The sequence below is a fragment of the Streptomyces sp. NPDC057445 genome, from assembly GCF_042802855.1.
GTDB lineage: Bacteria > Actinomycetota > Actinomycetes > Streptomycetales > Streptomycetaceae > Streptomyces.
Genome location: NZ_JBHVDH010000001.1, coordinates 19,456 through 36,571 on the forward strand (window position 1 = coordinate 19,456; position 17,116 = coordinate 36,571).

A 17,116-nucleotide genomic window follows, 5' to 3' on the forward strand; every position below is an offset into this window, starting at 1 on the left:
GTGACACGAAGCGGTAACGGCAACAAGAATGCGGGTGTGACACCCTGCGGCACCGACCGCAGCCGGTGTCCGTGTTTCGGGGTGGGCCGTGCCGTATGCAGTGCACCGGCCCATGGAAAGGGCCGAGGAGGGCCGGGTGACGACCTATGACGATCGAGCGAGCCTCACAGATCTGACCACCACAGCGGAGCGTGTCCGCAGGTCGGTCGAGGGTGTGATCGAGGGCAAGCCTGAGGTCGTACGGCTTTCGCTGACCGTGCTGCTCGCCGAAGGGCATCTGCTCATCGAGGATGTGCCGGGCGTGGGCAAGACGATGCTGGCCAAGGCGCTGGCGCGATCCATCGACTGTTCGGTGCGGCGTATCCAGTTCACGCCGGACCTGCTGCCGTCGGACATCACGGGTGTGTCGATCTACGACCAGCAGCGGCGGGACTTCGAGTTCAAGCCGGGCGCGATCTTCGCGCAGATAGTGATCGGCGACGAGATCAACCGCGCGTCGCCGAAGACCCAGTCGGCGCTGCTGGAGTCCATGGAGGAGCGGCAGGTCACGATCGACGGGCAGACGTACGAACTGCCCAGCCCCTTCATGGTGGTGGCCACCCAGAACCCGGTGGAGATGGAGGGCACGTACCCGCTGCCGGAGGCGCAGCGGGACCGCTTCATGGCCCGGGTGTCGATGGGGTATCCGACCCCGGAGGCCGAGTTCAAGATGCTCGATGTGCACGGCGCGGTGTCACCGCTCGACGACCTCCAGCCCGTGGCGCACGCCCACGACATCGTGAAACTGATCGACGCGGTGCGCACGGTCCATGTCGCCGACTCCGTGCGGCGGTACGCGGTGGAGCTCGTCGCCGCGACCCGTAACCACCCCGATCTGAGACTCGGCGCCTCGCCTCGCGCCACCCTGCATCTGCTCAGGGCCGCGAAGGCGTCGTCGGCCCTCTCCGGCCGGGACTACGCCCTGCCGGACGATGTGCAGTCGCTCGCCGTGCCCGTCCTCGCGCACCGTCTGCTGCCGACCGCCCAGGCCCAGCTCAACCGCCGCACCGCCGAGCAGGTCGTGCTGGAGATCCTGCAGCGCATACCCGTACCCACGTCGGGCGACGACAGCGGTTACGGCGGCGCGGCACGGCAGGTGCCCGGCAGTCCGCTCTACGACCAGCAGCGGCCCGGCGTCCGGCGGCTGTGATGGCGGCCGGGAGCCCTGCCGCCGGCGATGAGGAGAAAGGCGGTCTGCGGGCGGCTCTCGGCGGGCTGACCACACGCGGCCGCTCCTTCCTGGCGGCCGGCGTGGCCGCCGCGGTGTGCGCGTATGTGCTGGGGCAGCCCGATCTGCTCCGGGTCGGGATGCTGCTCGCCGCGCTGCCGCTGGTCTGTGTGGCCGTGCTGCACCGCACGCGCTACCGCGTCGCCGGCAGCCGGCGGCTGGCCCCCTCGCGGGTGCCCGCCGGGTCGGAGGCACGCGTCCATCTGCGGATCGACAACGTCTCGCGGATGCACACGGGCCTGCTGATGCTGCAGGACCACGTGCCGTACGTGCTGGGGCCGCGGCCGCGCTTCGTGCTCGACCGGGTGGAGCCGGGCGGCCGCCGCGAGGTGTCCTACCGGGTCCGCTCTGATCTGCGCGGGCGCTACCCGCTCGGCCCGCTGCAGCTGCGGCTGAGCGATCCGTTCGGGATGTGCGAGCTGACCCGTTCGTTCAGCGCCTACGACACTCTCATGGTGATCCCGCGGACCGAGCCGCTGCCGCCGGTGCGGCTGGCGGGAGAGGCCACGGGGCATGGCGACGGGCGGCAGCGTTCGCTGGCGCTGGCCGGCGAGGACGACATCATTCCGCGCGCGTACCGGCACGGCGACGATCTGCGCCGGGTGCACTGGCGCTCCACGGCTCGCTACGGCGAGCTGATGGTGCGGCGCGAGGAGCAGCCGCAGCGCGCCAGGTGCACGGTGCTGCTGGACACCCGCCGCATCGCGTTCCAGGGCGCGGGCCCCGACTCCGCCTTCGAGTGGGCGGTCTCGGCGGCGGCCTCCGTGCTGGTGCACATGCTGGAGCGGGGCTTCGCGGTGCGGCTGCTGACGGACACGGGAAGCTCGGTGCCCGGTGCCGGGGCCGAAGGCTTCGCCGGGTCCACCCACGACTCCGCCGACTCCGCCGGGCTGATGCTGGACACCCTGGCGGTCGTGGACCACTCGGACGGTGCCGGGCTGTCCCGCGCGTACGACGTGCTCCGCGGCGGGAACGAAGGGCTGCTGGTCGCCTTCATCGGCGATCTCGACGAAGAGCAGGCAGCCGTCGCGGCCCGGATGCGGCAGCGCAGCGGCGCCGCCGTCGCCTTCGTCCTCGACAGCGGCACCTGGCTGACGGGCGGCGCGGTACCGGGCGCGGTCGACGAGCGACTGCGCGCGCTGCGCGAGGCCGGCTGGACGGCGGTGCCCGTCACGCCCGGAACGGCCCTGCCCGAGCTGTGGCGGCGGGCGGCCGGGGAGCGGACAGAGCACGTCCCCGCAGGCGGTACGAACGGCTTTTCTGGGGGATGGTCATGAGCGGTCGCGGAAGGCTGGCCCTGTGCGCCTTCGCCGCCACACTGATGGCGGCGGGCTCAATGCTGCCGCTGGTCCACCCGGCGACATGGATCATGCAGGCGGCCTTCCTGGTCGCGGTGCAGACCGGGGTCGGCGTGCTGGCCAGGCGGGTGCCGCTGGCCCGGCCGCTGACCGTGGCCGCGCAGGGCCTCGTCGCTCTGCTGATGCTCACACTGCTCTTCGCCCGGGAGGAGGCCCTGCTGGGCCTGCTGCCGGGGCCTGACGCGTTCGTCCACTTCGGAGAGCTGCTGGCCGCGGGCAGCGAGGACGTCGGGCGGTACGCGTCACCGGCGCCCGCCACGGACGGGATCCGGCTGATGCTGATCGGCGGGGTGCTGCTGATCGGCCTGGTGGTGGACGTGCTCGCTGTGTCGTTCCGCAGCGCCGCCCCCGCCGGTCTGCCGCTCCTCGCGTTGTACTCGGTGGCGGCCGCCTTGTCCGGCGGCGGTGCGAGCTGGCTCTGGTTCCTGCTGGCGGCCACCGGCTATCTGCTGCTCCTGCTGGCGGAGGGCCGGGACCGGCTGTCGCAGTGGGGCAGGGTGTTCGGCGCCGCCCCACGGACGGCGGGCAGGGGCGCGGGCGGGTTCGAGGAGGGCGGCGGCGCCGCGCAGGCGCCGGTGCGCTCGGGCCGGCGGATCGGAGCGCTCGCTCTCGGCATCGCGCTGGCCGTGCCCGCTGTGCTCCCGTCGCTGGGCGGGGGACTGCTCGGCGGGGCCGGCAACGGGCCGGGCGACGGCCCGGGGGGCGGCGGCACGATCGACGCGGTCAACCCCGTCGTGACGCTTCAGGACACCCTGAACCAGCCTCAACAGCGCGAGTGGCTGAAGTACAAGACCAACGCACGCCGCACCGGCGACATGTACCTGCGGATCATGGCGCTGGACCAGTTCGACGGCGGCTCGTGGAAGTTCTCGGTGCGCCCGGTCACGGGTGTCCCCGACCGGCTGCCCCGCCCCGACGGGCTGGGCGACCAGGTCGGTACGTCCGAGATCAGGACCAACATCTCCGCCGCCGGTTCGTACCGGCAGGGCTGGCTGCCGATGCCGTATCCGGCGACGAAGCTGAACATCGACGGGAAGTGGCGGTTCGACCCGGCGCGGCGGACGGTCATCGGCGACGGCGGCCAGACGACGAGCGGGGTGCAGTACTCGGTCACCAGCCTCCTGGTGAACCCGACCCGTGAGCAGCTCGCACAGGCGCCCAGGGCCCCGGCGTCGCTCCTGCGTGAGTACACGCAGGTGCCCGGTTCGCTGCCGGCCGATGTACGGACCACGGCGGCCCGGGTGACCGAGGGCGCGACGAACGACTACGAGCGCGCGGTCAAGCTCCAGGACTGGTTCGCCGTGAACGGCGGCTTCAGCTACGACACCCAGGTGCAGTCGGGCGGGGGTGTGGAGGGCATCTCCCGGTTCCTGAAGAACAAGGAGGGCTTCTGCGTCCACTTCTCGTTCACGATGGCGGCGATGGCGCGGACGCTGGGCATACCGGCGCGGGTCGCCGTGGGATTCACGCCGGGCACAACGGCGGCGGGGGGTGCGATGTCGGTGAGCAACCGCGATGCGCACGCCTGGCCGGAGCTGTATTTCGAGGGGGCGGGGTGGACCCGCTTCGAGCCCACGCCGACCCGTGGCAGCGCTCCCGACTACACGCGCGAGCAGACGCCGTCCGGCGCGCCGAGCGCTCCGGCGCAGCCGGAGGCGAGCACCTCGGCCGCGGCGCCGGCCGCCCCGTCGACCGCGTCCTCCTGCTCCCCGCGCGATCAGCGGCTCGGGGAGTGCGGGGCCGCGGCTCCGCAGGATGTGGCGCCGTCGGCGGACGGGGGCTCGTCCCTGGGCACGATCCTGTTGTGGATCATCGCCGTGGCGGCCGCTGTCCTCGTACCGCTGCTGCCGATGCTGTGGCGCCTTCGGGTACGGAGGCGACGGTTGGGTTCGGACCGGCACGTACGGGCGCCGGGGAGGCAGGGGAAGCCCAGGGACGCCTCCGGCCGGACCCCGGCAGCCGCCGGGGAATCGCCCGCGGGGGCTGGCGCCGGGCCGTCGTCCGACGCCGACGGCTCCCTGGAGCAGGCGTCCGCGCGGACCCTGGCCGCCTGGCGGGAGATCTCCGATTCGGCGTGGGACCACGGCATCCCGCCGGACGAGTCGCAGACGCCACGCAAGGCCGCGGCCCGGATCGTCCGGCTCGGACGGCTGGAGGGAGCTCCTGCCGACGCGGTGCACCGGGTGGCCCGGGCGGTGGAGCACGTGCTGTACGCCCCCGAGCCGCGGCCGGGGACCGGGCTCGCCGATGACGCGGAGCGGGTCCGTGCGGGCCTTTCCGCGCACGCGAGCCGGAGCACGCGCCTGCGGGCCCTGCTGTTGCCGCGCTCGTCGGTGCGTGTCGTATGGGCGGTCTCGGAGCGGTGGAACACGGCAACGGACCGCTGGGTCGCCGCCCGGGACGGGGCTCTTGACCGGTTGACGGGGCAGCTGCGCAAGCTGTCGCGACAGCGCGGATAGACAGGATGTGCTGGGGGGCCGGGCCCCCCAGCACACTTCCCGCGCGCACGGGACGACGGTTGGGCCGAACGGGTGAGGGGTGACCGCTGAAACGCGGTCACCCCTCGGTTGTTCGTGGTCTCGTGCCGTACGAGTCGTTTGTGGTTCCGTACGCGCGCGTTCACGCCCGCACGGCGGCGATCGGACTTCGGAGGCTCAGTGGCCACCCTGCTCGTCGCGGCGACGCTGCCACCGCTGCTCGATCCGGTCCATCATCGACCGGCGTTGCCTGGGCTGCCGGGGCGCTGCCTGCGCTCCGGGGCCCTGCTCGCCCGGTTTGGGCGCCTTGCGCCAGCCGGTGACTGCGAGGACCGCGCAACCGAGCATGACGAGGAATCCCACCACACTGATCCAGATCACGGTGGTGACCATTCCGGCCATGAGGAGCGCGATACCCACCAGGAAGCCGGCGACCGCCTGGTAGACCCGTCGCCGGGTGTACGTACGCAGCCCGCTTCCCTCGAGCGCTGTCGCGAACTTGGGATCTTCGGCGTACAGCGCTCGCTCCATCTGCTCGAGCATTCGCTGCTCGTGCTCCGAGAGCGGCACGGAGTCCTCCTAGTCGTCGGTCGCTGGGGGCGACCGGTAAGCGGCCCTTTTCAGGATAGGCAGGGAATCGCCCCCGTGAAACCCGCCCTTTGCCCTGTTCCCTTTGCGGGCCGCCATGCCGGGTCGACTGTTGAAGCGTTGATTCCCCAACCGCCGATCCGTCATGCCGGATAGTGTCCCCCGATCATACGGGGCGAACGCCCCGATCGGGGGACCTCCGGCGTACTCCGTCTGCGGCTGCGCCCCTGATCAGCGGCGGGTCAGCCGTGCTTCTCGCCCAGGACGTGGAGCTGGGTCGCGACCGAGTGGAACGCGGACAGCTCGGCGGCGGCCTCCTCCAGCTTGAGCAGGGCGTCCAGCGCACCGGGCTCGGTGTCCACGAGCACGCCGGGGACCAGGTCGGCGAACACCCGCACACCGTGCACGGAACCGACCTTCATGCCGGCCGATGCGACCAGTCCGGTGAGCTGCTCGGCGGTGAAGCGGCGTGGAACCGGATCGCCTTCGCCCCAGCGCCCTGCCGGGTCGCCGAGAGCATGGCGGGCCTCGGTGAAGTGTCCGGCCAGCGCCCTGGCGAGGACGGCCCCGCCCAGGCCGGCCGCCAGCAGGCTGAGTGCGCCGCCGGCGCGCAGCGCCTCCGCGGCGTTCCGTACACCCTCTGCGGGGTCGTCGACGTACTCCAGCACACCGTGGCAGAGCACGATGTCGAAGCCGTCGCGCCCGACCACGTCGAAGAGGCCGTGGACATCGCCCTGGACGCCGCTCACACGGTCGGCGACCCCTGCCTCGGCCGCCCGGCGCTCCAGCGCGAACAGGGCGTTGGGGCTGGGGTCCACGACAGTGACCCGGTGACCGAGACGGGCGGCGGGCACCGCGAAGTTGCCGGAGCCACCGCCGGTGTCCAGGACGTCCAGGGCGTCCTTCCCGGTCGCCCTGGCCCGGCGGTCGAGGGCGTCCCTGAGGACGTCCCAGACCACGGCGGTACGGAGGGAGGCCCGGGACGGGGTCCCCTCGGGGCGAAGCCGCAGGGGGCGCATCTGGTCCGGCACGGCAGTTGACTCCTCGGCGCGGTGCCGCCCGGAGGGCGGGGGCGTGAACGGTGCAAGCTCGCTCCACCCTATTGCCTGAGCGGGGCGTCCCCGTCATCGCGCGTCGTCAGGCCAAGTCGCCGTCCCGAACCGGCATGCGGGCCGCTATGGGGGCGTCATCCCGCGGCGCCCCCTGTCCCCGGCCACTGCGGCACCGGCCCCGGCCCCGGCCCCGGCTCAGGCCCAGCCCCGGACCCCGGCCTCGGCTGCGGCAGGACCGGCTGGAGCACGAGCATCCGCTCGACGATGCGCAGGAACATGGCCACGTCGCGCAGCAGATCATCGGCATCGCGACTGCCGGCGGCGCCCTGGATGCCGGCCTCGGCCCGGGCCCTGCGCCGGGCTCCGGAGGCGAAGAGCGCGCTCCACTCGGTCAGCTCCGGAGCTATCTCGGGAAGCACTTCCCACGCGGACCTTATGCGGGCCCGCCGGCGCGGACCGGTCTCGGGCCGGCCGCGGGCGGCCAGCACCGCCGCCGCGGTGCGCAGCGCGGCGAGGTGGGCGGTGGCATAGCGCTCGTTGGGGGTCTCCAGGGTGGCGGCCTCATCGAGACCGGCACGGGCCTGGGTGAGCAGATCGATGGCTGCCGGCGGCGCCGAAGAACGGCGGGGCACGGGGTGGACGTCGGCCGCGGGAGCGGTCTGCGGGGAGTGGGGCAGTGAGGGGGCAGGGCCGCCTGTGCTGAGCCGGCGTGCGGCAGCGGCGTAGGAGTTGGCCATGACGAACCTCCTGTCGTCGTGTGACGGCGCTGTGGCCGTATGTGTCCATCGTGAGGGGCACCACTGACAATCGGCTCCGACCTGCGGTTTCGCCTCTGGAGGTGGGGTGTGGGTCCGACAGCTAAGGTGAGGTCAGGTGAGTACCTGATAACGCCCGGAGCGGTCATGAGGGGACATCGCGCCGACCCGCCCGACAGTGCGCAGAATCTTCTGATCACCCTCGGGCGTCTCGTCGACCAGGCCCTGGAGCGGATCAAGCTGCAACGGGCCAGGGTGGAGCTCGCCGTGGCGCTGCAGCGCCACATGCTCCCGCCCGAGCTGCCGGAGCTCCCGGGCGTCCATATCGCGGCCCGCTACGCGCCCTCACGGGACGGACTGGCCGTGGGCGGCGACTGGTACGACGCGTTCCTCATGCTGGACGGCTCGCTCGGTCTCGCCATCGGAGATGTGCAGGGCCACGATGCCGAGGCGGTCGCGTTCATGGGGCAGGTCCGCACCAGCCTGCGCGCTCTCGCCGAGGCGACGAGCGATCCGAGAGAGGTGCTGAGCCGCACCAACGACCTGCTCATCTCCATGGGCTTCGGCCTCTTCGCCACCTGCTGCTTCCTGCGCTTCGACCCGGTCACCCGGGATCTCCATGTGTCCCGCGCAGGTCATGTCCCGATGGTCTGGGCAACTGCCGGCGGCCGCTCGGGCATCGCCCTGGACCGCGGCGGGCCGCCCCTGGGCATCGTGCCCGGCGAGCGCTATCCGGTGACCCACCGGCGGCTGACGGAGGCCGGGGTCCTCGTCCTGATCACCGACGGGGTCGTGGAGGGGCCGGATTTCCCGATGGAGTCGGGTCTGGCCGAGGTGGCGAAGCTGGTGCGGGCGGGGTTCGACGCCGATCCCGATGTGCTGGCCTCGGCCGTCATCAAGGTGGCGGAGCTGACCGGTCACCGTGACGATGCGGCAGTGCTGGTCACCCGCTACGACGGGCCGCCGGCCGCCTGAACCCGGCTGAGGCCGCCACCCGAACCGGCTCCACCACCGCCTTTCCTGGCTCGCCGCGCCCCCGTCGGCGGCGCAGACTGCTGTGGTGCGCAAGGAGGAGATCCGGGGTTACGGATTCGCAGTGCTGAGGGCCCTCGCCGTCGCCGCCGTCTACTACGGATCCGCCGAACTGGGGCTTCTCCAGCAACTGGTACGTGGCCAGGTCACGCCCCTGTGGCCACCGACCGGGGTGGCGCTGGCCGCGCTGCTCATCCTGGGGCTGCGCGTGTGGCCGGGCATCGCGCTGGGCGCCTTCCTGGTCAATGTGTCCATCGGCCCCTCGGCCCTTGCCGTCCTGGCCATCGCCGCCGGCAACACCCTGGCTCCGGTGGTCGCGTACGTGCTGTTGCGGCGTGTGGGGTTCCGGCCGGAGCTCGACCGGTTGCGGGACGGACTCGCCCTGGTCTTTCTCGGTGCTCTGACCGGCATGCTGATCAGTTCGACCCTGGGCACCGGCGTGCTCACCCTGGCCGGGGCGGTGGAGCCGGCCGACTTCTGGTCGGTGTGGTCGGTCTGGTGGACCGGCGACGCGATGGGTGTCCTGTTGGTCACGCCGTTCCTGCTCGTCATCCGAAGGTTCCGGTGGCCACCGAGGGCCGGTGTCGGCCGCTGGGCGGAGGCCGTGGCGCTGACGGCCGCGGCGGTCGCCGTCACACTGACAGCGACGCGCTCGAGCAGTTCGTCCCTGCTGTTCCTCGTCTTCCCCGTGCTCATCTGGGCCGCGTTCCGGTTCCAGCTGGCGGGCGCCGCGCCGTGCGCGCTGCTCGTGTCGACACTGACGATCCTCGCCGCTGCCCGTGGGACGGGCCCGTTCGCCGGCAAGGACCTGTTCTCCAACATGGTCACGCTGCAGGCCTTCAACGGCTCGGTCGCTTTTACGGGCCTGCTGCTCTCCGCGGTCATCACCGAGCGGAACGAGGTCCACGAGGAGATCAAGCGGGTGTGCAGGCGGCTCGAGGAGATCGTGGCGACGATCGAGCCGGGCGACCGGGACGACTGACCGGCCCATTTGGCTCTCCGATGATCACAGGGTACTTTTGAACTGACCGGTCAGTTCAAAAGTAGTCGGCAACAAACGCTTTGGGGGGTACGTGGACACGCACGGGGCGGCCGTCACCGCCGAGGACTTCGGGCTCAAAGGCCCGCGCGGCTGGGCGTTCCGGGGGGTGAACGTGGATGCGGCGCCCGGCTCGCTCATCGCCGTCGAGGGCCCGTCCGGCTCCGGCCGCACCTGCCTGCTGCTCGCCCTCACCGGCCGGATGAAGCCGGCGGAAGGCCACGCCGAGGTCGGCGGGCTGCGGCTGCCGCGCAAGATGGCCGCCGTACGCCGGATCAGCGCACTCGGTCCGGTCCCGGGCGTCAGCGAGCTCGACCCGTCGCTCACCGTCGCGGAGCACCTGCGCGAGCGTGCGCTGCTGCAGCGAAGGTTCGACGGCTCGCTGCGCACACTGCTGCGCCCGCGGGGCGAGGCGGCGGCATCGGCGCGGAGCCGTATCGACGAGGCACTGGAGGCCGTGGGCCTCGACCTGGATGCCCTGCCCAAGGCAGGCCGTACATCGATACGGGACCTGGAGCGCCTGGAGGCCCTGCGCCTCTCGGTCGCTCTGGGGCTGATCGGCCGGCCCGGCCTGCTGGCGGTCGACGACACCGATCTCAAGCTCTCCGACGCCGACAGGGCGCAGGCATGGGAGCTCCTGCGCGCCGTCGCGGCAAAGGGCACGACCGTGCTGGCCGTGTGCAGCGAGGCCCCCGAGGACGCGGTGGTGATCCGTACGGGCACGACCGGGGCGGACGCAGGCACGAGGACCGGCTCACGTCCCGGCACCGCGGACGGGGCCGGTACGACGGGGGCGACGGACTCCCTCAGGGCGACCGGGGACACCGACAGCGGGAGCACCGCCGGGAGCGACCCGGCCGCGAAGGGCACTGAGGGCACTGCGGGGGATCTCGGGAAGTCCGCGACCGCCGGTCGGCTGCGGAAGCCCCGCAAGCGGGTGAGCGGCAAGGAAGCCCCTAAGCCCGGAGACGGCAAGGAAGCGGGGACGGACGGGAGCCCGGGCCGGCCGGAGACCCCGCAAGCGGCCGGAAGGCCGGAGCGGAACGGAAAGCCGGAAGCGGCCGGAAGGTCCGGAGCACCGGAGGCCGGCGGCGAGCCCGGGGACGACGGACCCGACGGACCCGACGAGTCCGCGGATCGCGCGGAGCCCGCACAGCACGACACCTCCCCGCGGACCGCGTCCGCAGAGGAGACCGACCGCTCCGCGAAGCCGGAGCGGACCGGCGCAGCAGCCCGGACCGGGCAGGACGACGACATCGAGGAGGGGGCGGCCGATGCGCTCGCCGAAACTGGCCGCGCTTGAGCTGAAGCGCTTCGGCAGGGGGAAACTGCCGGCTGCGGCGCTCATCGCGATTCTGCTGCTGCCGCTGCTCTACGGCGCTCTGTACCTGGCCTCCTTCTGGGACCCGTACAGCCGCCTCGACCGGATCCCCGTCGCCCTGGTCAACGACGACAAGGGAGCCACGGCCGGCGGCAAGAAGATCGCCGCTGGTGACGAGATCACGAAGGGCCTGCGTGACAGCGCGGTCTTCGAATGGCACGAGGTGGGCGCCTCAGCGGCCCGCAAGGGCGTCGAGGACGGCACCTACTACCTCTCGCTGACCATGCCCGCCGACTTCAGCAAGCGCATCGCGTCCAGCTCCTCGGACTCCCCGGAGACCGGCGCGCTGGAGGTGCGGACGAACGACGCGAACAACTACATCGTCGGCCAGATATCCCGGTCGGTCTTCTCCGAGGTGCGCAAGTCGGCGTCGAAGAACGCCTCCCGTTCCATCCTCGACAAGATCTTCATCTCCTTCTCCGACATCCATGACGCCACGGAGAAGGCCGCCGACGGCGCGGACAAGCTGAAGGGCGGCATCGGCAAGGCCAAGAAGGGCTCCAAGGACCTCGCCGACGGCCTCAGTACCGCGAAGAACGGCAGTGGCAAGCTGGCCGGCGGCATCACGCGCCTCAACAAGGGCGCGGGCGAACTGGAGACGGGCGCCCAGGGGGTCGCCGACGGCACCCAGAAGCTGGCCGACAAGGTCAACGGCATCGCCGCCGACGTCCGGCCGTACCTCAAGGACAACGGCAAGATGATCGGCGACACCGCGCGCTTCGTGGAGGACACCTCCCGGGCGGCCCGGCGCCATCTGGACCTGCTCGTGAAGCGCGCACCCGGCGCCGCGGCCGAGGCGCACAAGGCCGCCGACGCACTGGCCAGGGTGCACAAGGAGCGCTGCGAGGACGCCCTGCTCCCCGACCCGGAACTCTGCGCGGTACTGGCACACGCCAAGACGTCCGCCGCAGACGCGGCCGAGATCGCCGACGACGTCAACGAGCTGGTGAAGAACAGCCACGGCGACCTGGAGAAGCTCGACTCCCATCTCGAGGACCTGCAGAAGCAGGCCAAGGCCCTCGCCGACCGCTCCCCGACCCTCGACGACGACGTGGAGAAGGCCGTCGCCGACATCAACCATCTGAACAGCGGCGCGCACAAGGTCGCCAAGGGAGCGGTCCGGATCCACACCGGACTGGCCAACGCCCAGTCGGGCTCCGCCGACCTCGACTCAGGGGTCGGGCGGCTCAACACCGGCGCCCACGACCTCGACGGCGGCATGTTCAAACTGGTCGACGGCTCCGGCGAACTGGCCGGTGGCCTCAACGAAGGTGTCGGCAAGATCCCCGACTACGACAAGCAGGACCGCGACCGCCGTACGGACGTGATGGCCGACCCGATCCAGCTCGCCAACCAGTCGCTCCACAAGGCGCCCAACTACGGCACCGGCTTCGCCCCGTACTTCATCCCGCTGTCCCTCTGGGTGGGCGCGATGGTGGCGTACATGCTGATCCAGCCGCTCAACCGGCGCGCCCTGGCCGCCGGAGCCTCCGCCTGGCGGATCGCGCTGGCGGGCTGGCTGCCCGTGGCCGCGATCGGCCTGCTCCAGGTCGCCGCGCTGATGTCGGTCCTCCACTGGGGCCTCGGGCTCCAGATGACCCGTGCGGCGGGGACCGTCGGGTTCCTGGCGCTCGTGGTGTGCTGCTTCGCCGCGATCATCCAGTGGCTCAACGCCCGCTTCGGCGCGGCCGGCCGGATCCTCGTGCTCGCCGTGCTGATGCTCCAGCTGACCTCGGCCGGGGGCACCTACCCCGTCCAGACCAGCCCGGGCTTCTTCAACGCCGTCCATCCCTTCCTGCCGATGACGTATGTCGTCGAGTCCCTGCGCCGGCTGATCACGGGGGGCGGCATCGGCCCGGTCTGGCAGTCGACGGCGGTGCTGACCGCCTTCATGGTCGGAGCCCTCGCGCTCACCGCCGTGTCCGCGCGCCGCAAGCAGGTGTGGACGTTCGACCGTCTCCACCCGGAGCTGAGCCTGTGACATCCGCCGCACCTGTGAGAATCGACGGCATGAACAGCAGCAGCACCCGGAGACAGGCGACGCGCGCCAAGCTCTACGAAGCGGCCGTGACCCTCATCGCCGAACAGGGATTCTCCGCGACGACCGTCGACGAGATCGCCGAGCGGGCCGGAGTCGCCAAGGGCACGGTCTACTACAACTTCAAGAGCAAGACCGAGCTCTTCGAGGAGCTGTTGCGGTACGGCGTCGGCCTGCTCACCGCATCCCTCCAGGCGGCCGCCGACGAGACGGAGGAGCGCGGCGGCACCAAGATCGAGGCGCTGGACGCGATGATCAAGGCGGGTCTGGGCTTCATCGAGCGCTACCCCGCGTTCACCCAGCTGTACGTGGCCGAGCTCTGGCGCACCAACCGCGCCTGGCAGTCCACGCTGCTGGTGGTCCGTCAGCAGGCGGTCGCCGTGGTCGAGACGGTCCTGCGGGAGGGGGTCGAGCAGGGCGAGCTCAGCGAGGAGATCGACGTTCAGCTCACCGCCGCGGCGCTCGTCGGCATGGTGCTGGTCGCGGCGCTCGACTGGCAGGCGTTCCAGCGGGAGCGGTCGATCGACGACGTGCACCAGGCCCTGTCCCGGCTGCTGCACGGGCGAGTGGGCGGCCGCTGAAGCAGGGCCGCAGCTGACGCAGGGAGAACCTCCGGCTCAGAGGGCCTTGACAGGGAAAACGGAAAAGTGCCGGTCCGGCGAAGCTCGATCCCCCCGAGCTTCGCCGGACCGGCGTTCCCCCCGATTCCCCGTTTCCCCCGTTGCCCCGTACCGCTGTTCCCCCCGGGTCCGGGCAACCCCCGTTCGGCCGGTGCGCCGCGCCGTTCCGCCGCCCCGTGCCGGCGGTGCCGGCGCCGCGCCCCTGCCGTGGTCCCCACTCTTCCGTCCCGGCAGGTCGTAGCCCATCCGCGCGAGTACTCATCTACGCACGTAGGTACGGATACTCAGCACCCCGCACCCGGCCCCACCCGCACCCGGCCGGGGCTGGTTACGATCGCCTCCGTGTCCGTACTCCCTCTGGTCTTCACGAGCGGCTGGGCCAGTGGCATCAACGCCTATGCGGTGGTCCTGCTGCTCGGCGTCTTCGGTGCGACCGGTCTCACCGACGAAGTGCCCGAGTCGCTGCAGCGCACCGACGTCCTGATCGCGGCCGGGGTGCTGTTCCTGTGCGAGGCGGTGGCGGACAAGATCCCCTACGTCGACTCGGCCTGGGACTCCGTCCATACGGTGATCCGGCCGGTGGCGGGAGCGGTCGTGGCCGCGCTGCTGGCCGGGCAGAGCGGCTCGCTCCCCGAACTCGCGGCGGCCGCGGTCGGCGGGTCCACGGCGCTGATGAGCCATCTGGTGAAGGCCGGCACGCGGATGGCGGTCAACACCTCGCCGGAGCCCTTCAGCAATGTCGCCCTGAGCACGGCCGAGGATCTGGGCGTCGCCGGGATCATCACCTTCGCGATCTTCAACCCGGTGGCGGCGGCGATCATCGCGGGGACGCTGCTGGTGCTGGGCCTCGTGACACTCTTCTTCCTCGCCGCGCGGATCCGCCGCTTCCTCCGCCGCAGGGCGCAGCGCCGCGAGGAGAAGCGGATCGCCTCCGGGCTGCCGGGACCGCCACCCCGCTGACCGCCCGGCACGGACTGTCGGTGGGGGCGGATAAGGTCCCTGGCATGGCACGGATTGTGGTGATCGGCGCCGGGATGGGCGCCATGGCGGCCGCCGCCCGGCTGGCCGTGGCGGGCCACCGGGTGACGGTGTACGAGCGTTCGGCGACGTTCGGCGGCGCGGTGGGCGGGTTCGAGCGTGACGGGTTCGCGTTCGACACCGGTCCCGGTCTGCTGCATCTGCCCGCCGTGTACCGCGATCTGTTCGTCAAGACCGGCAAGGAGCCGCTGGAGAGCAGGGTCGAGATGACCCAGGTCGACCCCGCGAGCCGCCATCTCTTCTCCGACGGCACGGACGTGTCGTTGCCCAACGCCTCGCGCGGTGGCGTCGTCTCCGCGCTGGACTCGGCCCTGGGTGCCGGCGCGGGCGGCCGGTGGGGCGAGTTCCTCGGCCGGGCCAGGGACGCCTGGGACCGCTCGCGCAGGCCCCTGCTCGAGGAGCCGCTGTGGTCCGACTGGCAGGTGCTGGGCCGCGATCCGTACCCGGCGCTCCGGCAGCGCCGGATGCTGCGCACGCGCCAGGCACGCACGCTCGCCGAGGTGGGTGCCTGGGAGCTCGCCGACGCCCGGCTCGGCGCCCTGCTCGACGCCTACGCGCTGTCGTACGGTCTGGATCCCCGGCACGCCCCGGCGAGCGCCGCCCTGCTGCCGTACATGGAGCAGACGTTCGGGAGCTGGTACGTCAGGGGCGGGATGCGTGCCCTCGCGCGGGCCGTGTACGAGCGCTGTCTGGAGCGAAAGGTCGAGTTCGCCTTCGGTGCCGAGGTGACAGGCGTCGTCGAGCGGGACGGCCGGGCGGCGGGTGTGGAGCTCGCCGGGGGCGATGTGGTCGAGGCCGACCACGTGGTGGCGGGCGCGGGCCGCTCCGGCCTCGGTGGCCTGGAACCCTGGCCTGCGGGCGGTGTACGTCCCGGGGAGGCGGACGAGGCCCCGGGCCGGTTCACGGTCCTGCTGGCGCTGCGCGGCGCCCGCCCCGAGGGCACGGCACACCGGTCCGTCGTGCACTCCCCCGACACGGCGGCCGAGGCCGCCGCGGTCTTCGGGGGCACGCTCACGGAGCGGCCCACGGTCACGGTGCTGCGGCCCGACGACCCGACGACGCGGCCCGACGACGCCCATGAGGCCCTCACGCTGACCGCGACGGTCACGCCGGCCGGATGGGCGGACGACACGGTCCGCGAAAGCTACGCGGACGCGCTCGTCGAGGCGGCGCGTCCGGCGGTCCCGGACATATGTGAGCGGCTGCTGTGGCGCGAGGTCCTCATCCCGGCCCGGGCGGGCCGGGTGCAGCCGCCCGCGCTGGCCGGGGACGGCGGAAGGTATCTGCGTCCCTCGAACAGCACCCGGCTGCCCGGCCTGTATCTCGCCGGCGGCTGGGCACACCCGGGCGGCGGGCCGGCGCATGCGGGCATGTCGGGTGCGCTGGTGGCCGGACTGATCGTGGAGGGCGAGGACTTCCGCGGCTCCCGGTGACCCTGCGCGGGCCCGGGCGTGCGGCGACGTCCCCGGTGCTCGCCGGCCAGGGCACTCAGGGCCCATGCCGGCCTGCCCGATCGACCGCCGACCGCTGACCGCAGGTCAGTAGCGGTACGTCTGGCCGTTGTAGCCGTTCTCGTAGTCGCTGGGGTCGTAGCCGTACGGCGAGGGCTGTTCCGACGGCATGGGCGGGACCTGCTGATCGCTGTCGCGCTGCTGCGGCACCCAGACGCCTCCGGGCGGTGTGTCGTTGTAACCCTGCTGGGTGGCGTAGGGGTCCGTGTACTGCTGCTGGCCGCCGTAGCTGTCGTAGGAGCCGTAGCCCTGGCTGCCGATGTACGGGTCCGAGTATGCGGCGTACTGCTGCTGGCCCGTGCCGTAGTCGTACTGCCCGGCGTAGGCGTCCTGAGCCTGGGCGGCGGTCGGCTGCTCGTAGGGGGACGCGGGAGACGCATACGGGTCGTAACCGCCGTAGAGGTGCTGGCCCTGGTCCTGTGCGTGGTCGTGTGCGGTCCCCTGGTCGTAGCCCTGGGTCTGTCCCTGGCCCGGTGCCTGGTTCGAGGCGTAGGCGGACTCGCTGTAGATGCCGTACTGACCGGTGTCGTCGGGCATCGGCACCGGCTCGTAGACGGCCGTGCTGTCCCCCGCGGACGGCTCGTCCTCGTGCGGTTCGTAGGAGAGGTCCGTGACCTCGAGGGTGGGCTCCCGCATCGCGTCGCCGCCACCGGACTTGCGGCGGCGGCTGGACCCGGGACTGCCGCCGATCGCCCAGCCCGTGGAGAAGCCGCGCCGGAACGAGAGCGTGACGTATGTCTGGCCGACCGCGAAGGCGACCGCACCTACCGCGATCACGATCACGTTCGGCATCAGTACGCCGAGGACGACCCCGAGGAATCCGGTGAAGGCGAGCAGCCGCCAGCGAAGCCGTGCCTTGTACTGCAGCAGCACCTCGCCGAGCAGCCACAGCGCGACAATGCCGAACGCGATGTAGAGCACCGTCCAGCCCATGCCCGCCCCTCTCATCGGCCGCCGCCG

At 72.1% G+C, this 17,116-nt stretch carries 13 protein-coding genes and 1 pseudogene; 10 read left to right on the plus strand and 4 right to left on the minus strand.

Annotated features, from left to right (window positions below):
• The first annotated feature begins 136 nt into the window (after positions 1–136).
• Genes ACFU5O_RS00090 through ACFU5O_RS00100 form a run of 3 tightly spaced genes read left to right on the plus strand, consistent with a single transcriptional unit; the run spans position 137 to position 5,084 of the window.
• On the plus strand, positions 137–1,189 hold the full coding sequence (locus tag ACFU5O_RS00090) for an AAA family ATPase (RefSeq protein ID WP_384234416.1): 1,053 nt from the start codon (positions 137–139) through the stop codon (positions 1,187–1,189).
• Complete coding sequence (locus ACFU5O_RS00095) at positions 1,189–2,544, plus strand: DUF58 domain-containing protein (RefSeq protein WP_384234419.1); 1,356 nt, start codon at positions 1,189–1,191, stop codon at positions 2,542–2,544. Before ACFU5O_RS00090 ends, ACFU5O_RS00095 begins: the two co-directional genes overlap by 1 nt.
• Positions 2,541–5,084: a DUF3488 and DUF4129 domain-containing transglutaminase family protein gene (locus tag ACFU5O_RS00100; RefSeq protein ID WP_384234423.1), complete on the plus strand. Its 2,544-nt coding sequence runs from the start codon at positions 2,541–2,543 to the stop codon at positions 5,082–5,084. Before ACFU5O_RS00095 ends, ACFU5O_RS00100 begins: the two co-directional genes overlap by 4 nt.
• A 195-nt stretch (positions 5,085–5,279) precedes the next feature.
• Here ACFU5O_RS00100 and ACFU5O_RS00105 read toward each other — a convergent pair whose 3' ends face one another.
• From ACFU5O_RS00105 to ACFU5O_RS00115, 3 genes are all read right to left on the minus strand, one after another.
• Positions 5,280–5,672, minus strand: coding sequence for a DUF3040 domain-containing protein (locus ACFU5O_RS00105; RefSeq protein ID WP_384234426.1), 393 nt, complete (start codon positions 5,670–5,672; stop codon positions 5,280–5,282).
• Between the two features lie 260 nt (positions 5,673–5,932).
• Entirely contained in the window at positions 5,933–6,721 is a 789-nt protein-coding gene (locus ACFU5O_RS00110; protein WP_384234429.1) for a methyltransferase, read from the minus strand.
• 155 nt (positions 6,722–6,876) lie between these two features.
• A complete protein-coding gene (locus ACFU5O_RS00115) occupies positions 6,877–7,479 on the minus strand; it encodes an SAV_6107 family HEPN domain-containing protein (protein ID WP_384234432.1) in 603 nt (200 codons plus the stop codon).
• A 165-nt stretch (positions 7,480–7,644) separates the two neighbouring features.
• Between ACFU5O_RS00115 and ACFU5O_RS00120 the strand changes: the two genes are divergently transcribed.
• The 7 genes and pseudogenes from ACFU5O_RS00120 (at position 7,645) to ACFU5O_RS00150 (ending at position 16,078) form a co-directional block, all read left to right on the plus strand.
• The gene (locus ACFU5O_RS00120) at positions 7,645–8,472 is read left to right on the plus strand and encodes a PP2C family protein-serine/threonine phosphatase (RefSeq protein WP_384234435.1); all 828 of its coding nucleotides are present in this window, start codon (positions 7,645–7,647) and stop codon (positions 8,470–8,472) included.
• Positions 8,473–8,557: 85 nt separating this feature from the next.
• Positions 8,558–9,511, plus strand: coding sequence for an MASE1 domain-containing protein (locus ACFU5O_RS00125; protein ID WP_384234437.1), 954 nt, complete (start codon positions 8,558–8,560; stop codon positions 9,509–9,511).
• A 91-nt stretch (positions 9,512–9,602) separates the two neighbouring features.
• Positions 9,603–10,286: pseudogene (locus ACFU5O_RS00130) on the plus strand (ATP-binding cassette domain-containing protein); the annotation flags it as partial.
• A gap of 556 nt (positions 10,287–10,842) precedes the next feature.
• On the plus strand, positions 10,843–12,930 hold the full coding sequence (locus ACFU5O_RS00135; protein ID WP_384234440.1) for a YhgE/Pip family protein: 2,088 nt from the start codon (positions 10,843–10,845) through the stop codon (positions 12,928–12,930).
• 29 nt (positions 12,931–12,959) lie between these two features.
• The gene (locus ACFU5O_RS00140; RefSeq protein WP_384234443.1) at positions 12,960–13,568 is read left to right on the plus strand and encodes a TetR/AcrR family transcriptional regulator; all 609 of its coding nucleotides are present in this window, start codon (positions 12,960–12,962) and stop codon (positions 13,566–13,568) included.
• 381 nt (positions 13,569–13,949) lie between these two features.
• Positions 13,950–14,567: a DUF4126 domain-containing protein gene (locus tag ACFU5O_RS00145; protein ID WP_384234446.1), complete on the plus strand. Its 618-nt coding sequence runs from the start codon at positions 13,950–13,952 to the stop codon at positions 14,565–14,567.
• Between the two features lie 44 nt (positions 14,568–14,611).
• On the plus strand, positions 14,612–16,078 hold the full coding sequence (locus tag ACFU5O_RS00150; RefSeq protein ID WP_384234449.1) for a phytoene desaturase family protein: 1,467 nt from the start codon (positions 14,612–14,614) through the stop codon (positions 16,076–16,078).
• Positions 16,079–16,183: 105 nt separating this feature from the next.
• Here ACFU5O_RS00150 and ACFU5O_RS00155 read toward each other — a convergent pair whose 3' ends face one another.
• Complete coding sequence (locus tag ACFU5O_RS00155) at positions 16,184–17,089, minus strand: hypothetical protein (protein ID WP_384234451.1); 906 nt, start codon at positions 17,087–17,089, stop codon at positions 16,184–16,186.
• Between the last annotated feature and the right edge of the window lie 27 nt (positions 17,090–17,116).